17 protein-coding genes are annotated in these 12891 nt (G+C 64.0%); 12 read left to right on the top strand and 5 right to left on the bottom strand.

Features of this window, described 5'->3' with window-relative positions; all coding sequences use genetic code 11:
• Window positions 1–84: 84 nt before the first annotated feature.
• From ACTHXA_RS08560 to ACTHXA_RS08570, 3 genes are read right to left on the bottom strand one after another with little or no spacing between them, the layout of a single operon-like run.
• Window positions 85–1398, bottom strand: a complete 1314-nt coding sequence (locus ACTHXA_RS08560; RefSeq protein ID WP_441671357.1) for a tyrosine-type recombinase/integrase — start codon at window positions 1396–1398, stop codon at window positions 85–87.
• Window positions 1388–1630: a hypothetical protein gene (locus ACTHXA_RS08565; RefSeq protein ID WP_441671359.1), complete on the bottom strand. Its 243-nt coding sequence runs from the start codon at window positions 1628–1630 to the stop codon at window positions 1388–1390. Before ACTHXA_RS08565 ends, ACTHXA_RS08560 begins: the two co-directional genes overlap by 11 nt.
• Before the next feature lie 27 nt (window positions 1631–1657).
• Window positions 1658–2284 carry a hypothetical protein gene (locus ACTHXA_RS08570; RefSeq protein ID WP_441671361.1) on the bottom strand — a complete coding sequence of 209 codons (627 nt, stop codon included), beginning with the start codon at window positions 2282–2284 and terminating at the stop codon, window positions 1658–1660.
• Between the two features lie 109 nt (window positions 2285–2393).
• Here ACTHXA_RS08570 and ACTHXA_RS08575 point away from each other — a divergent pair, with 109 nt between their 5' ends.
• The 12 genes from ACTHXA_RS08575 (at window position 2394) to ACTHXA_RS08630 (ending at window position 11116) form a co-directional block, all read left to right on the top strand.
• On the top strand, window positions 2394–2588 hold the full coding sequence (locus ACTHXA_RS08575; RefSeq protein ID WP_441671363.1) for a helix-turn-helix domain-containing protein: 195 nt from the start codon (window positions 2394–2396) through the stop codon (window positions 2586–2588).
• Window positions 2585–2758 (top strand): hypothetical protein, encoded by a 174-nt coding sequence (locus ACTHXA_RS08580; protein WP_441671365.1) that lies wholly within the window; start codon window positions 2585–2587, stop codon window positions 2756–2758. The genes ACTHXA_RS08575 and ACTHXA_RS08580 overlap by 4 nt, the downstream gene beginning before the upstream one ends.
• Window positions 2759–2894: 136 nt before the next feature.
• On the top strand, window positions 2895–5219 hold the full coding sequence (locus tag ACTHXA_RS08585) for an AAA family ATPase (RefSeq protein WP_441671367.1): 2325 nt from the start codon (window positions 2895–2897) through the stop codon (window positions 5217–5219).
• Between the two features lie 302 nt (window positions 5220–5521).
• Window positions 5522–5932 carry a hypothetical protein gene (locus tag ACTHXA_RS08590; RefSeq protein WP_441671369.1) on the top strand — a complete coding sequence of 137 codons (411 nt, stop codon included), beginning with the start codon at window positions 5522–5524 and terminating at the stop codon, window positions 5930–5932.
• Entirely contained in the window at window positions 5929–6351 is a 423-nt protein-coding gene (locus tag ACTHXA_RS08595) for a hypothetical protein (RefSeq protein WP_441671371.1), read from the top strand. The genes ACTHXA_RS08590 and ACTHXA_RS08595 overlap by 4 nt, the downstream gene beginning before the upstream one ends.
• Window positions 6348–6818, top strand: coding sequence for a hypothetical protein (locus ACTHXA_RS08600; protein ID WP_441671373.1), 471 nt, complete (start codon window positions 6348–6350; stop codon window positions 6816–6818). Before ACTHXA_RS08595 ends, ACTHXA_RS08600 begins: the two co-directional genes overlap by 4 nt.
• Window positions 6819–6827: 9 nt before the next feature.
• Complete coding sequence (locus ACTHXA_RS08605) at window positions 6828–7211, top strand: hypothetical protein (RefSeq protein WP_441671375.1); 384 nt, start codon at window positions 6828–6830, stop codon at window positions 7209–7211.
• Window positions 7212–7302: 91 nt separating this feature from the next.
• Window positions 7303–7716, top strand: coding sequence for a hypothetical protein (locus ACTHXA_RS08610; protein ID WP_441671377.1), 414 nt, complete (start codon window positions 7303–7305; stop codon window positions 7714–7716).
• Between the two features lie 10 nt (window positions 7717–7726).
• Window positions 7727–8722 carry a hypothetical protein gene (locus ACTHXA_RS08615; RefSeq protein ID WP_441671379.1) on the top strand — a complete coding sequence of 332 codons (996 nt, stop codon included), beginning with the start codon at window positions 7727–7729 and terminating at the stop codon, window positions 8720–8722.
• Window positions 8722–9321 carry a hypothetical protein gene (locus tag ACTHXA_RS08620; RefSeq protein ID WP_441671381.1) on the top strand — a complete coding sequence of 200 codons (600 nt, stop codon included), beginning with the start codon at window positions 8722–8724 and terminating at the stop codon, window positions 9319–9321. The genes ACTHXA_RS08615 and ACTHXA_RS08620 overlap by 1 nt, the downstream gene beginning before the upstream one ends.
• Complete coding sequence (locus ACTHXA_RS08625; protein ID WP_441671383.1) at window positions 9318–10838, top strand: terminase large subunit domain-containing protein; 1521 nt, start codon at window positions 9318–9320, stop codon at window positions 10836–10838. Before ACTHXA_RS08620 ends, ACTHXA_RS08625 begins: the two co-directional genes overlap by 4 nt.
• Before the next feature lie 2 nt (window positions 10839–10840).
• Window positions 10841–11116 (top strand): hypothetical protein, encoded by a 276-nt coding sequence (locus ACTHXA_RS08630; protein WP_441671385.1) that lies wholly within the window; start codon window positions 10841–10843, stop codon window positions 11114–11116.
• Between the two features lie 600 nt (window positions 11117–11716).
• Here the strand turns inward: ACTHXA_RS08630 and ACTHXA_RS08635 are convergent.
• Both ACTHXA_RS08635 and ACTHXA_RS08640 read right to left on the bottom strand, forming a co-directional pair.
• Window positions 11717–12157, bottom strand: coding sequence for a hypothetical protein (locus tag ACTHXA_RS08635; RefSeq protein WP_441671387.1), 441 nt, complete (start codon window positions 12155–12157; stop codon window positions 11717–11719).
• A gap of 30 nt (window positions 12158–12187) precedes the next feature.
• The gene (locus tag ACTHXA_RS08640) at window positions 12188–12796 is read right to left on the bottom strand and encodes a hypothetical protein (protein WP_441671389.1); all 609 of its coding nucleotides are present in this window, start codon (window positions 12794–12796) and stop codon (window positions 12188–12190) included.
• Between the last annotated feature and the right edge of the window lie 95 nt (window positions 12797–12891).

Genomic DNA, 12891 nt, shown 5'->3' on the forward strand with positions numbered 1-12891 from the left:
CAGTGGCAGGGGTCTTATCTTGTTAGCTCTCACAGAACCTCTCACAAACGGCGAAAGTGGTATCCAGTCACTTTCCCCGAGCGATTAGGCCGTGCGAGCCTCGGCAAACGATGCCGCGAGTCGAGCTGAGGCGTTGCGTACACCCGTTGCACCGCCCTCGGGCAAGTACACCGACATAAACACCTCGACGCGGTGACCGAGGAGCGCCGCGGCATCGGTCGGTGGCACCCCAATTCGGATTAGCTCGAACGCGAGCGAATGGCGCAATGCGTGCAGTCGAATCGCGGGTAAATTCGCCGCTTTCACGATCTGGCGAAAGCGATCCGAATACAGTTCCGGATGCGTCGGCTCGCCAAGGGCGTCAACCACAACGAGACCGGAATCAACCCACGCGCCGCCCGCGGCGAGCCGGTCGGCGGCCTGCCGTGCTTTCAGTGACCGAAGCGCAGCAATCGTGCCCGGCCAAATCTCCTCGACCGGTACCGTTCGCACGCGCTGGCGACTCTTTGGCTCGTCGATCACGGTTTCCCCGGCCTGCAGTGCAACGCGGCCTTGTTTCACCGCTACGGTGCCCGTGTCAAAGTCCACATCCTCCCACCGCAAACCGTGCACGTCGGCGCGAGTGAGCGTCGACAACGACAAGCGCCATGCCGCTGCTAAGGGGTCAGCGTCGGCGACCTTGGCAAACGCAATCAACGTCTCACGATCCCAGTGTGGCAATTCCTTGCCCGCGGCCTGGCGCTGGCGCGGCATCTTCGCGAGCCGCACGACGTTTCGCGAAATAACCTCGTCGCGAATCGCGAGGTCGAAGGCCTGGGCCAACCCGGTCAGGCAGTATCGCACCGTACGCGGTGCAAGCGGCCTGCGCGGTCCATCTTTCCTCTTGGCGAGCCCACCCTCGACCAGCGCCCAGGCGATGTACGCCTCGATATCCCCGACGCGCACCTCAGCCACCGACTTATCGCCCAGATACTCGAGCGCCGATCTGAGCGCCGTCTTGTATCCGAGGTGCGAGACCTCACGCACGTCGCGGCGAGTATCGAGCCATCGTGCTGCGAGTTGGCGCACCGTCTCAGCCTCGACCGGGGCGTATCCCCCATCTCGCGCCACCGCGTCGCGCACCTCTTCAACGAACGCGCGTGCCGCGTCGAGCGTTGCAAGTGTTTTCGTTTTCTGCACGCGCTTCGAAGCACCCGTCGGGGTTGCATCGACCACGGCGCGGAAGCGCACCCCGCGCTTTCCCTCGATGCGGCGAATCGGCTCATCGGCGCGCGGGCACGCTGGGCACGTCGTTGAAATCTCGACGCCTTCGCGCGTTGCGAAATGCCACCCGCTGCGGACATTGCCGCGGCGCGTTCCGCACTCGGCGCAAAACTTAAGATCTGCCTTAGCGCTCATCGTTTGCCCCCTTGTTGATAAATAGCGACCGCGCACGACGGCGCGCTCGGTACTCAATTAGGGCGCGCTCTCGCTCGGGCGTGTCCCTCGTTGCTCGATGCCAATCGCGCACGGTGCGCCGTATGGCGAGCAACCGCGCTGCATGGTTGAGCGAGTCGTTGCTCGCGAGAAGCTGCACAACCTCAAGATCGTTTCGAGAACGTAAGTCGGTGCTACTTATTGTTGTTGTCATCGTTATTCCTTTCGATTGACCGACGGTCTAATTGCCGTCGGAAGTCTTGGGCCTCGGCTTGGGGCCCCGCGTACGTGCAGGGAACAGCTCGGGGCTCTCTTGGCGAGCGACCCGCAACCACTGGTCAACCGTTGCCACGGCGCGGCCGTAGCGCTCCGCAATTGCTTGGCGAGACACTCGGGCCCGCACAAGTTCCGCAAGCTCCTCGGCGCTCGGCGGCCGGTCGGCATCTGGCGCGTCGACGCCCCCAACAATTGCACCGTCGTTATCGCCCTGCAGCGCGAGCACCTCAGCGGCCGTTTCCGCGAGCACCCGAGACGGGATACGCCACACGAGCGGGTCGGCGGGCACCTCGTCGGGCACAACCTCGACGGTGCGCAGGTGCACCGCGTCATCGGCGCGCTCAATGGTGACGAAATACGTCACGCCTCGTACCTCGTGACGGATGCGCGCACCGCTCGTGCCGTCGGGGCGCTCGGAGTGCTGCACGAGTGACCGAACGACGCCCGCGTTCATAAGCACGTCCGCATCGTCGCCGAGTGCCACTAGCTCCGCGAGCAACTCGGTGCGCTCTCGCGGCGACATTGGCGGCAAGCGCTCGCCCTCGTCACGCCACCAGGATGCCCCGCTGAAACTGTTTCGAATTGAGTTCATAGCAACAGTTTACACGCGTCAGAACTGTTGACAAAATGGGGTTATCGAAACAACGTGAAACGACTTCAAACCGCTGAGTTTCACGCACTCCAAGGAAAGGAACGAAAGAATGAACGCCACGATGAGTGAAGCGCCCGAGAAGGTGCTCAAGGCCGCCGAGGTCGCGCGGCACCTGAGCTGCACGCCCGAGACTGTTTATCGACTCGTCAATGCGGGCCAGTTACGCGCGATCCGCGTAGGTCGACTGCTGCGCATCCCCGAATCCTCACTGACCGCATTCATCGCTGGGCAGGAGTCAGCATGAGCGCTCACGAAATCGTCGCCCAGATAAGGGAGCTGCGAAATCATCTCAGTGAGGACGAGCTGACAGAAGCATTGACGGCCGTCCTATTCGAGTTAGTTGCCGGGCTCGATTCCGACGAGGCCCAGAAACGGGCCGAGAAGGCACTTGCTGACCTCGACTCGCACCAATAAGTAACGGCCCTGCTTCGTCTCAGGGCCGTTACCAAACACATTACGACTACCACCGCCGCTGGCGCTCTCAGGAGCTTCGTAGGGCCGGGCGACCTGCTCAGGGTCGCTTGGCCCTTTTTCCTTGAAAGGCTTGTTCATGTTATCCAATACAGCCGAGAACGGCACCAGCTCAGCGGCAACGCTCGACGTGGGAACGCTGCCCGATGTCGTGCTTGTCGCCTCGACATTGGCCGCTCAGTGCTGGCCTGTTATCCCACTCGACCACAGCAAGCGGCCTGCATTCGATGGGCAAACCGGCGAGAACCATCGGCACGCCTGGCTTACTTCGCCCGGTCAGGTAATCGGCGCATCCGAGGCCTTCCCTCAAGAGTTCTCAAGCGGCCGCAAGGTGTGGCTGGGCGGCTTTGGCGTCATCCTCGGCGAGCGAAACGAGCACGGGCTCGCGCTGGTCGTTTTTGACACCGATAGCGACCAGGCCGACGCCCGTTTCCTCGACCTCGTGCGAGGCGTGCCAGGCGGGCCCGAGTGGCTCGCCGCAACGCTGACAGCCACCACGGGGCGCGGTCGGCATTATTACGCCACGACAACTGCACCCCTACCTACGGTGGCACCCTGGCACGACACCACGCGCCCCGACGAGCCCGCGAATGCCCTCGACGTGAAAGGGTCGGGCTACGTCGTGGTGCCTGGCAGTCTTCACCCCTCGGGCGCGATCTATCGTGATGCCACCGAACGGGGCGGCGTGACCTCGACGAACGGCGCACAACCGCCCTGGGCCGTGGCGTACCGAGGCGTCAAGGTCGATGAGGAGGGCACGCCACGGGTCGAGTGGTCTGCAATTCGACCCATGCCGAACGGCTTGCCCGCGGCGCTCGGGATCGAGCCCAGCACCGAGGCGCACACCGTTCGGAGCGCAACGCACGGGCGGCCTAGCGAGGCTGCCCAGGGTGACGGCTCAGCTTTCGCCCGCGTGGTCGAGCGGCTGCGCGGACTGGGAAGGCTTGCTCGCACCGACGGCACGACCAGCGCAATTGCTCGGTGCCCCGCTCACGATGACCGCTCACCGTCGCTCTCAGTCACGCGGAAGGGCGACCGAGTGCTTACGCACTGCCATGCGGGCTGCAGCTATTCGGCTGTTATGAGCGCGCTGGGATTGAGCGCGGCCGCGGGCTACGACGATGCCCCGAGCATCGGCTCATCCCCCACCATGAAAGAACTCGCAATGACCGCCAACCCCGAAATTACTATTGATCTTTCCCTGGGCGGCGACGGCGACGCTCTCGACGAGACGCCGAGCACGGCCTCGGAGGTTGAGCCCGAACCGCTTGATCAATTCGAGAAGTATGTTCAGCTCGAATTGCAGCGGATGCGCGTTCGCGACGAGGCGAAAGAACGGCGTCAGGCTGAACTTGCCGCGATTGAGGCCGAGGCTATGCCTCCGTTCGATGCGGGCACCCTCGGCGAAATCCTCGCCCGCCCAGACGAGCCCGCACACCTCGTCGACGGGCTCGTGCTTTGGGCGGCATTCACGCTCGTTGTTGCCCAACGAAAGACCGGAAAAACAACGTTCTGCCTCAATCTCGCTCGGTCGCTTATTTCCGGCACTGATTTCCTCGGACGGTTCAAAGTTCGAATGCTCGCACCGAATGAGCGCGTGGCGCTGCTCAACTACGAGGTATCGGGAAAGCTCGTTGCGAGCTGGGCCGAGCGAATCGGCATCCCCGAGGATCGGCTCGTCATCGTGAATCTGCGAGGTCGCCGCAACCCGTTCATGCATAAGAACGACCTGGAACAGCTTGCCGCCTACCTGCGCGAGTTGAATGTCGTGACGGTCATGGGAGACCCGTTCTCGCGAATGTTTACCGGCGACAACGCGAATGACGCCGGGCAAGTCACCTCATTCATTAGCGCATTCGACACTTGGGCGCGCTCGGAGGTGGGCGCGCGTGACGTCGTGATGACTGCGCACGCCGGGTGGGAAGGCGAACGAGCCCGAAACAGCTCGGCGCTCGAAGATGCGCCCGACTCAATCATTACGCTCACGACGGGCGCGAGGACCGGCGACCCGAAGGGCCGTTATCTGCGCGCGCTTGGCCGTGACGTTGAGGTCGACGAGGACCGCATGCATTTCGACGAAATGACCCTGCACATGACGCTCAGCGGCCTGGGCTCGCGACAGGAGACCGGCGATAGCTTGGCGATTGAGCGACTTGTGCCCGACGTTGTGCAATACGTCACCGACAACCCCGGATGCTCACAGAATGCCGTCTGCGAAGGCGTCGACGGGAAAGCCGAACGTATCCGTAAGGCCATCAAGCTCGCCGACGAGCGGAACCTCATACGACGTGAAGCGGGTCGCGGTCGAGCATTACTGCACTACCCCACCGATGGCCAAGGCTCAGCCGATGTTGAGCGCGGTTCAACCGAGGGACTCGAAATCGACAACAGGGGCGCGAAATGACGAAATACGGGCCCCGAAATAGTGGTGTGTCCCAGTGTGTCCCAAGTGTGTCCGGACACACGCGAGTAGGTGTGTCCGAGTGTCCTATAGGGACACGGACACACTACGCACCAGTCAGACGCATGTATTTCGGCGCGGGACACGGACACACCTCGCAATCACGCTCGATCACCTATCGCCAAGCACACGACCCCGATGCGAAATGCCTCGCAGGGGTCCAGCACCCACCCGCACCCCAACCAAACCGACTCACTGCAATGTCCACGCGTATGCGCGCGAGGCAACTACAAGGAGACAAGCCAATGACCGAAACGACTTACGATCTGCTGCCCAGCCTAGGGCCCTGGAACACGTCCTATGAGCACGTCAAGGCCGCCTACCGAATCATGGCGACCGAGGCGCGCTATCGCCCCGCTGCACCCGGCGACGGCATGGGCGGCGTACTCACCCCCTCGACCACCGAGAATATCGAGACCGAGGCACACAAGTACGCCACCCAATGGGTCGCCTATGAGGAGGGCCCCGACAAGGACGCACCGATGAGCCACGTCAGCGTCGTCGGCTACCCGAACATCAAAGACACCCCGGCCCTTGTGTTCGCCATTGAAGCGGCGCGCTCGATCTGCGCAGGCGAGATGCGGCTCGCGCACCGACTGCTAGAGCTTGCCACCGACGAAACCGCGCACGCGGCGGCGAAGGGGATGCACCGATGAACGCCAACCCTGCCGACGAACGCGCCACGGTAGCTGCTGCCTTCGATGCCGCGGCCCAAGCCCTCGACCTGCACCTCGAACCATCGCCGCACGTGATCGTCGAGCGCATGACCGATCCCCGACCGCCGACCGGCTGGGCGGCGTGGCGCGTGCCAGGCACGACGCACCCCGTCGTCGTGACTCGTGCCCTGCGCGACGACGCACCCGAGGAGCTGCGCCGACGCTACGCCGTGCGTCTCCTCGCCTCGTTGACCGGCGCGTGCAGCGCGTGCGGTGCTGCTGCAAGCACTCGACCCGAGCACATTGACCCCGACACCGAGGCGGTCGTTGCCGCGCCGGTCGAGCACGAGGCCGAGTGCGTCGCCGTGTTCACCGAGGCCGACGCACAGCACTTCGACGACGAGGAGGCGCAGCGATGAGCGCACCATCCAAGCCCCGGCGCTACAACGTCTCGCCTGAGCCCCGTCTCGGCAACCCCGCGCCGAAAGAGCACGCGGCACTCATGGCGGCGCTGATCGAGAACACCGCGCCCTGCGACGGTGATCAGCGTTTCACCGACGAGCGCACCTCGGCCGAGGAGCTGCGCCCGATCTGCGGAGCGCGCGCACGGGGCACGCTCTGTCGCAACTATGCGAGCGCAGCGAGGCCCATCGCGGGCGTTTGGGCCGGACATCGGTACGGCTCGGAGGGTGTGCCGCTCCTCGGGCCGAAATCGAGCCGCGAGCCCGGCACGAAAGCGAGCCCGAACCGGTCACCGTCGGATGAACAATCAGGCAGTAGCCCCACCGAACCTAGCGCTGATCAGGCATTCCTTGAACCTACCCCCAAACCTCTCACAGAAACCATCACGAACGGGGCGAAATCGCCCCGAGATCTCACGAATTGAGGATGAGAAATGAACATCATTCATTATGGGTCGCCGTATCCCCTGATCGACGATGATGACCGCATCGCAAGCATCGCGGCCATAGCCCGAGTCGTGGAGCCTTGCCTCAATGTTTCGTGCCCTCGGCACGAGGAGGCTACTCACGGGCGGCCGTGCTTCCCCGTGCGGGCATTCTTCCCCGAGGGTTGGGTCTGCCCCGAGCGCATCGCGCTTGAGGTCGACACCCGCGGTCGCCGTGGGCTGGACCTCGCCGAGCGCAAGGCGAAGCGCGAGCGTGCAGCATGGCGCGAGCAGGTCAACGAGCGCAAGCGCATTCGCCGCAATCACGGTCGCTTCGCCGCCGTGGCCAATGCTGCAGCGCGTGCGCGTACTGAGGAGGCGAACGAGGAATGAACGCCACGAGAGGCCGCCCGCCTGCGCCTGAGCCCTGGCCGCCGCCGTATCCCACCTGGTCAGATGACGACACCGACGAGGAGACCGAATCATGAATGACCGCCGCCCACACCTCGACGCTTCGCACGCTGACATCGACCTCGCAAGCCAACAACGCGAGGCCGAACGCGCGCGAGTGCTGCGCATGAACGGGTTTACCGAGGGTGACATCACGCCCCCGCCGCCCGAACCGTCGAAGGCGACGACGACGACATCGGCACCGAAGGCGAAAGCGAAACCGACGCCCAAGCCAACGGCACCGAAGTCGAACAAGCAAGCGAGCACATCGAAGGCAAAGACTCGAACACGCGAGATTGACCGCGAAAAGGCGTGGGACTTCGCCAAATCTGTGCACGCACGACAACAAGCGATAGCGGCGAAGAAACGAGCCGCACGAAACGACGCCGCGAACACTTCACACACTCACCTGCCGAAGTCGGGCTCACTCGGCTCGATCCAATTCTGAAAGGCAAACCATGACTACTGCAACTGATACACCAATCACCGTCGTAACTCTCGACCGCGAACACGATCCCCACGACCTCAGCGCGCCCTTGGCATGTCGCGATTGCGGCATCCGCGTAGACGGGCCTCACGACCGCGCGAACGTAGAGGTACTTCAAAGCTCGGGTTTCCGAATGGAAACCATTCTTGGCAGTGTTGAACGCGAGCGGCCCTCGCCTATCGTGCACACCGCGGTCACTCGATGCGAGTCGTGCGCTGAGCGCGTATCGCTCGCCAACGAACTACTCGATCAATTCCCGAAGGTGCGTTTACGCATCGGGTCGCGTTCAATCGCCGACGCTCGCGTACTCAACGCCCTCATCGCCTTGGATGCACTCGGTGTTCGGCTGCCGAAGATCGACAGTGACCGTGAACTTGTGCTGCTGCTGAATCACATGACGAGGACCGGTTCGGCGGTGCGGTTCGACGCTCGCCTGACCGGACCGACAAGGCCCGGCGCTGCCCCCGGTTGCGAGTTCAGTGCCGCACCGTGGACGCATGTCCCCGCTGACATCCGCGGCAAGCTACGAGGTGCCACGGCGGCCTACCTCAAGGCCCGAGTGGACACACCTCGACCCATCGCACCGCCCGACGGTCACCCCCGCGGTTGCCTCTTGTGCGGCGTCAGCACGCAACTCGCGACCGCTGCGACTGCGAGCACGGTTTGGGCGCGCCTCTCAATCTCACCTGACCGAGTGGGAGGCGAACGCGGCGCGAAGCGCGTCAACGGCGTGGTGTGTCGTATCTGTGACCGCGCGATAGACAAGGCCGGTTCGGTCGGCCCGAGCGCAATGGAAGAGTCGCTAGCGGCTCACCTCGAAATTCGCGAATGGGCGTACCTCGACCGTCCTGAATTGCACGGCGTGCAATCTTGGGCGGCGACTGGTCGAACGAAACCGAACGATATTCCGTGGAGTCACCTCGGAGACCTCAAGCACGTCGCGAGCCTGATGCGGAGCCCTGCCTAATGTCGGGCTATATTCACGGGCCCGGTAAACCTCAGTACCCGCCCTTCCCCAAGGGCAACGCTTTGTCACTCTCAGCGGGCTACACCTCGCCGAGGGTGTACGGCGAACTCGCGAATCAGCTCGCCGCGGGGCTCGTAGAGGACCGGCCCGACCTCGCACCGTATCCCGAGGCCATCGCCGCGTGGGCCACCGCTGAGGCACAAGTCGCCCTGCTGCGCCGCCATCTCGACAACGTCGGCATCATCGACGCCAAGAAAAACGAGCCCCGCTATCGCCTCGCACAGCTCCTCGCCACCATGGAGCGATCCGCGGCACAGCATCGCTCAACGCTGGGCCTCGACCCCCGGAGCGAGGCTGAGCTAGCGAAAGTGCGCGCCGAGGCGTCAACCCTCGCAGTCGACCTGGGCGCGCTCATGGAGCGCGGCAAGGCCGCGCTGGCGGCACGAGAGGCCGCGGGCATACCTGCACCGCCCGACCTCGCGGCGCAAGCTCTCGCGGCCGCACAGCACGCCGCCCCGGCGTTCCGACCCATCGGCGAGGAGGACACCGACCCGACCGCCAACACTGACACTGACCCCGACGAAACGAGCGAGCAATGACCCCCGCACCTGCTGCAGCCGAAGTAATGCCAGAGGCCCTCATGGCGGCCCTTGTGCTCGACGATGGCCGCCCCTGGGGCGAAGTCGCGCACGCTTTCCAAGTGCACGACGCGAGGGCCATCCTCGACACGGACGCGAGCGCACCGCGGCTGCACCTCATCACGCGCCCTCGTGGTGGCTCGAAAACAACCGACGTAGCCGCCGTGGCGCTCGTGGCGCTACTGACCCAAGCGCCCGCGCACTCGACTTCACACGCCTACGCCCGCGATAAAGATCAAGCGCAATTGCTGATGACCGCGCTCACGGCGCTGGCCCATCGCTCGGGCCTCGCGGGCTTGCTCGATCTGCAAACGTGGGCCGTGACGGTGAAAGCGACCGGGGCGCGGCTCGTCGTGGAGACGGCCGACGCGGCATCGGCCTATGGGCACATTCCGTGGCTCGTGGTCGTCGACGAGCTAGCCCAGTGGCCGACCACGCGGGCCGCACGTACCTTGTGGGAGGCCATCGTCTCGGGGCTGCCTAAGCGCCCAGACTCGCGGCTCGTGGTCATCACGACCGCGGGCGACCCCGCGCACTGGTCGGCAAAAATACGCACGAACGCGCTCACGTCGGAGGCGTGGCGCGTCTCGGAGACGCCCGGCCCGCTGCCGTGGATCAGCGAGGCCGACCTCGACGAGCAACGGCGACTCTTGCCCGCCTCGTCGTTTGCCCGGCTGCACCTCAACGAGTGGACCGCCGCGGATGACCGGCTCGTGTCGCACGACGACCTCGCGGCGTGCGTGACGCTCGACGGCCCGCTCGACGCCGACCCCCGACACCGGTACGTGATCGGGCTCGACCTCGGGCTGAAACGCGACCGAACCGTGATGACCGTGGCCCATGCCGAGTACGACACCCCCACGGCACCACCGCGCGTCGTGCTCGACCGCATTGCCGTGCTGCAGGGCACCCCCGCGCACCCCGTGCAGCTCGCCGACGTGGAAAGCCTCGTGCTGCAGGCCGCACAGGCCTACCGCGCGACCGTGCGCGTCGATCCGTGGCAAGCGACCGGGCTCGCGCAACGGCTGCGCTCACGAGGCGTCACGATCACCGAGTGGTCATTCACCGCGGCCTCGGTCGGTCGCCTCGCGGTGAATCTGCATCTGCTGCTGCGCGAGCATCGCCTCGCCTTGCCCGACGATCCCGACCTCCTCGACGAGCTGGCGACGGTACGCCTTCGCGAGACCAACCCCGGCGTCTTTCGGCTTGATCACGACAGCGGGCACCACGATGACCGGGCCGTCGCCCTCGGGCTCGCGGCCTTGGCCCTCACCGAGAAAGCGCGAGAGGTCGGTGGCGTCACCGTGCCCAAGGGGAAAATCAGCGACTACGCCCGAGGCAATCCCTCGCGACAGCCCTCGGCCCGACAACGCGCCGAGGCGAACGTACGAGCGCGCCAAATGACCGCCAACGCGGTCGAATTGCCCAGCGGTGGACTCATCCCCACCGATCCCCTGAAACGCCGCCTACGGGGCTAGAAATGGCTGCTAGCGCGCTCGCAATCCTCGGTGGCCTCGCGGCTGCCGAGCGTGCCCAAGGCCTCGACGGCCAATCGGTCGCAACCGAGGTATTCGTCGGCGTCGTACTGTCGCTCGCGTTCGAGCGAGAGGCACATCTGTGGGCAAGGAAATACCCCGAGCTGACCGTCGTGGGCTACGGGTACAATGCTCGCCTACGGCCCGAGAACGCCCTCGCACGGGCCTTCCAAGCTGAGCGAGAGGCCCAAGGCGAGGGGTCGCCTAATCTCCTCGACTGACGCAACTATGACGAACCGACATGCGAGACTTGCAATTATGTTGCCCGACAAATCGGAATGGAAACCACTACTGCCGAACGGCAAGCGAGTGTGTCCGATCTGTCGCTCGGTCGTCAAGCCATCCAAGAATCCCGATGTGCCTTGTGTTGCTCATTGGGACAACGGTTGGTGGCGCTGGTGCCCAGGTGGCGACAAGCCGACTAGGAAAGAGCGATTGAATCGTCGCCGTAAGGGGTCTGTGCACGCTTCAAGCGGTGGCTTACCCGGCCTGGGATAGCGCTAGTGCTGATCCGCTCACAATCTCTCACAAACCGCTCACCAAAGGCACCGAACAAGAACAGACTCAACACGACAAGAACGGGCTCAATCGGCGACGATCCGCACGAAGACGGGCAAGAACGGACAAGAACGGACCGCACTGTCGCTCTCATAATCCGTCGGTCACGGGTTCAAGCCCCGTTCACCCCACTGTAGATCGGCTTGCTGATGCGGAAGTAACGCACTCAGCAAGCGTCCGGGCGCCGGAAATGCTCGCCGAGTTCAGGATTCGGGCCCCACTCCGAGGCCGCCGAGGCCGCGAACAACAGTTGATGCCAGGTGTCATCTTGAATACGAACTGGGGCCGAGCACGTAGGGTTCAGGGTTTCGGGCAACCCATTTGACGGCCAACGCTGTCAAACCGTCGATCTCGTCATACGACCCGTTGCCGGTTCGTGCGCTCTTGGCCAGGGTGCGGGCTGCTTCGAGCTCGTCGGCAGGAAGCGAATCGCGCCCAGCTAGGAGATGCACCAGGGCGTCAACGAGTGCCTTGTAGTCACCATCCCAGTTCAGACCTCCGTTGCGGTACATCTCATCGGAAACCTTGCCCGTTATGCGGACGACTTCGCCCTGCTCTGTCGCCGCGCTACCGGATCCTGGGACGAGATAATCCCAGAGAGCAGCATGCTGCTTTTTCCAGCTGCCCGCTGCCACGACAATGCGCGACTTCCCGTCATGCATCGCGCGTTTGCCTGCTCGCTCAGCTGGCACCACGCTGAACATCTCGTAAAGTTCCGTCAGCGCCGCCTCAGTCTACTCAAGCATTGCCTCGGCGAATACATCGCGGTATCGTTCGAAGTTCTCGCCGATCTGTTTCACCCGATTGCGCGACTCGCCCGTGGTCGGTGCACCGAGTCCGGTGAGAAGCCGCGCAATTGCGGCGGCCTCGACGATATTCGCGTTGACAACACGCGCGAGGGATGCCTCCAACAGCGTGCCGGGGTCCCACCCTTCACCGGAGGTCTTGGCACCCTGTTCAAGAAGCGTTAGTGCCGCTATCGCCAGGTGGTTCATGACGGCGGTCTGGAACGGTGTGTCTCCAGCGTTGTCCGGCGCATTGATGTCCGCACCGAGTGATAAGAAGTGCGGAATCTGCTGAACCTGTTTTGGTGTGTCGCTGTTCGCGCGTTCGGCAAGTCCAGTTCGCCCAAAACTATCTCGGGAGTCGACGTCGAGGCCCTGCGCCACAAGCCATTCGATCAGCTCATTGGGGCAGTCTCGAAACCCGAGCGCTGTCGCTTTGTTATAGCCGCCACGAGCATCCAGTTCGCACTTGTCAAAGACTGCGACAAGGTCTTCGAACGGAGCGGTGATCAATAACTCATCGAAATTCTTCGGAAGCGTTTTACGCTTGCGTGCCATGAAGGTAGTCCTTGTCTCGGTGGTTGGGCATCAGGGTTCTGACTAGGTCGTGTCCTGTAAGTGTTGTTGATGGTGGGCGTGTCCGCTTTTAATCG

It is taken from the genome of Gulosibacter sp., assembly GCF_052090685.1.
GTDB lineage: Bacteria > Actinomycetota > Actinomycetes > Actinomycetales > Microbacteriaceae > Gulosibacter.

Excerpts from the sequence above, each read along its gene's own strand:
- ACTHXA_RS08560 (WP_441671357.1), bottom strand. The coding sequence starts at position 1,398 with ATGAGCGCTAAGGCAGATCTTAAGTTTTGCGCCGAGTGCGGAACGCGC.
- ACTHXA_RS08565 (WP_441671359.1), bottom strand. The coding sequence starts at position 1,630 with ATGACAACAACAATAAGTAGCACCGACTTACGTTCTCGAAACGATCTT.
- ACTHXA_RS08570 (WP_441671361.1), bottom strand. The coding sequence starts at position 2,284 with ATGAACTCAATTCGAAACAGTTTCAGCGGGGCATCCTGGTGGCGTGAC.
- ACTHXA_RS08575 (WP_441671363.1), top strand. The coding sequence starts at position 2,394 with ATGAACGCCACGATGAGTGAAGCGCCCGAGAAGGTGCTCAAGGCCGCC.
- ACTHXA_RS08580 (WP_441671365.1), top strand. The coding sequence starts at position 2,585 with ATGAGCGCTCACGAAATCGTCGCCCAGATAAGGGAGCTGCGAAATCAT.
- ACTHXA_RS08585 (WP_441671367.1), top strand. The coding sequence starts at position 2,895 with ATGTTATCCAATACAGCCGAGAACGGCACCAGCTCAGCGGCAACGCTC.
- ACTHXA_RS08590 (WP_441671369.1), top strand. The coding sequence starts at position 5,522 with ATGACCGAAACGACTTACGATCTGCTGCCCAGCCTAGGGCCCTGGAAC.
- ACTHXA_RS08595 (WP_441671371.1), top strand. The coding sequence starts at position 5,929 with ATGAACGCCAACCCTGCCGACGAACGCGCCACGGTAGCTGCTGCCTTC.
- ACTHXA_RS08600 (WP_441671373.1), top strand. The coding sequence starts at position 6,348 with ATGAGCGCACCATCCAAGCCCCGGCGCTACAACGTCTCGCCTGAGCCC.
- ACTHXA_RS08605 (WP_441671375.1), top strand. The coding sequence starts at position 6,828 with ATGAACATCATTCATTATGGGTCGCCGTATCCCCTGATCGACGATGAT.
- ACTHXA_RS08610 (WP_441671377.1), top strand. The coding sequence starts at position 7,303 with ATGAATGACCGCCGCCCACACCTCGACGCTTCGCACGCTGACATCGAC.
- ACTHXA_RS08615 (WP_441671379.1), top strand. The coding sequence starts at position 7,727 with ATGACTACTGCAACTGATACACCAATCACCGTCGTAACTCTCGACCGC.
- ACTHXA_RS08620 (WP_441671381.1), top strand. The coding sequence starts at position 8,722 with ATGTCGGGCTATATTCACGGGCCCGGTAAACCTCAGTACCCGCCCTTC.
- ACTHXA_RS08625 (WP_441671383.1), top strand. The coding sequence starts at position 9,318 with ATGACCCCCGCACCTGCTGCAGCCGAAGTAATGCCAGAGGCCCTCATG.
- ACTHXA_RS08630 (WP_441671385.1), top strand. The coding sequence starts at position 10,841 with ATGGCTGCTAGCGCGCTCGCAATCCTCGGTGGCCTCGCGGCTGCCGAG.
- ACTHXA_RS08635 (WP_441671387.1), bottom strand. The coding sequence starts at position 12,157 with ATGTTCAGCGTGGTGCCAGCTGAGCGAGCAGGCAAACGCGCGATGCAT.
- ACTHXA_RS08640 (WP_441671389.1), bottom strand. The coding sequence starts at position 12,796 with ATGGCACGCAAGCGTAAAACGCTTCCGAAGAATTTCGATGAGTTATTG.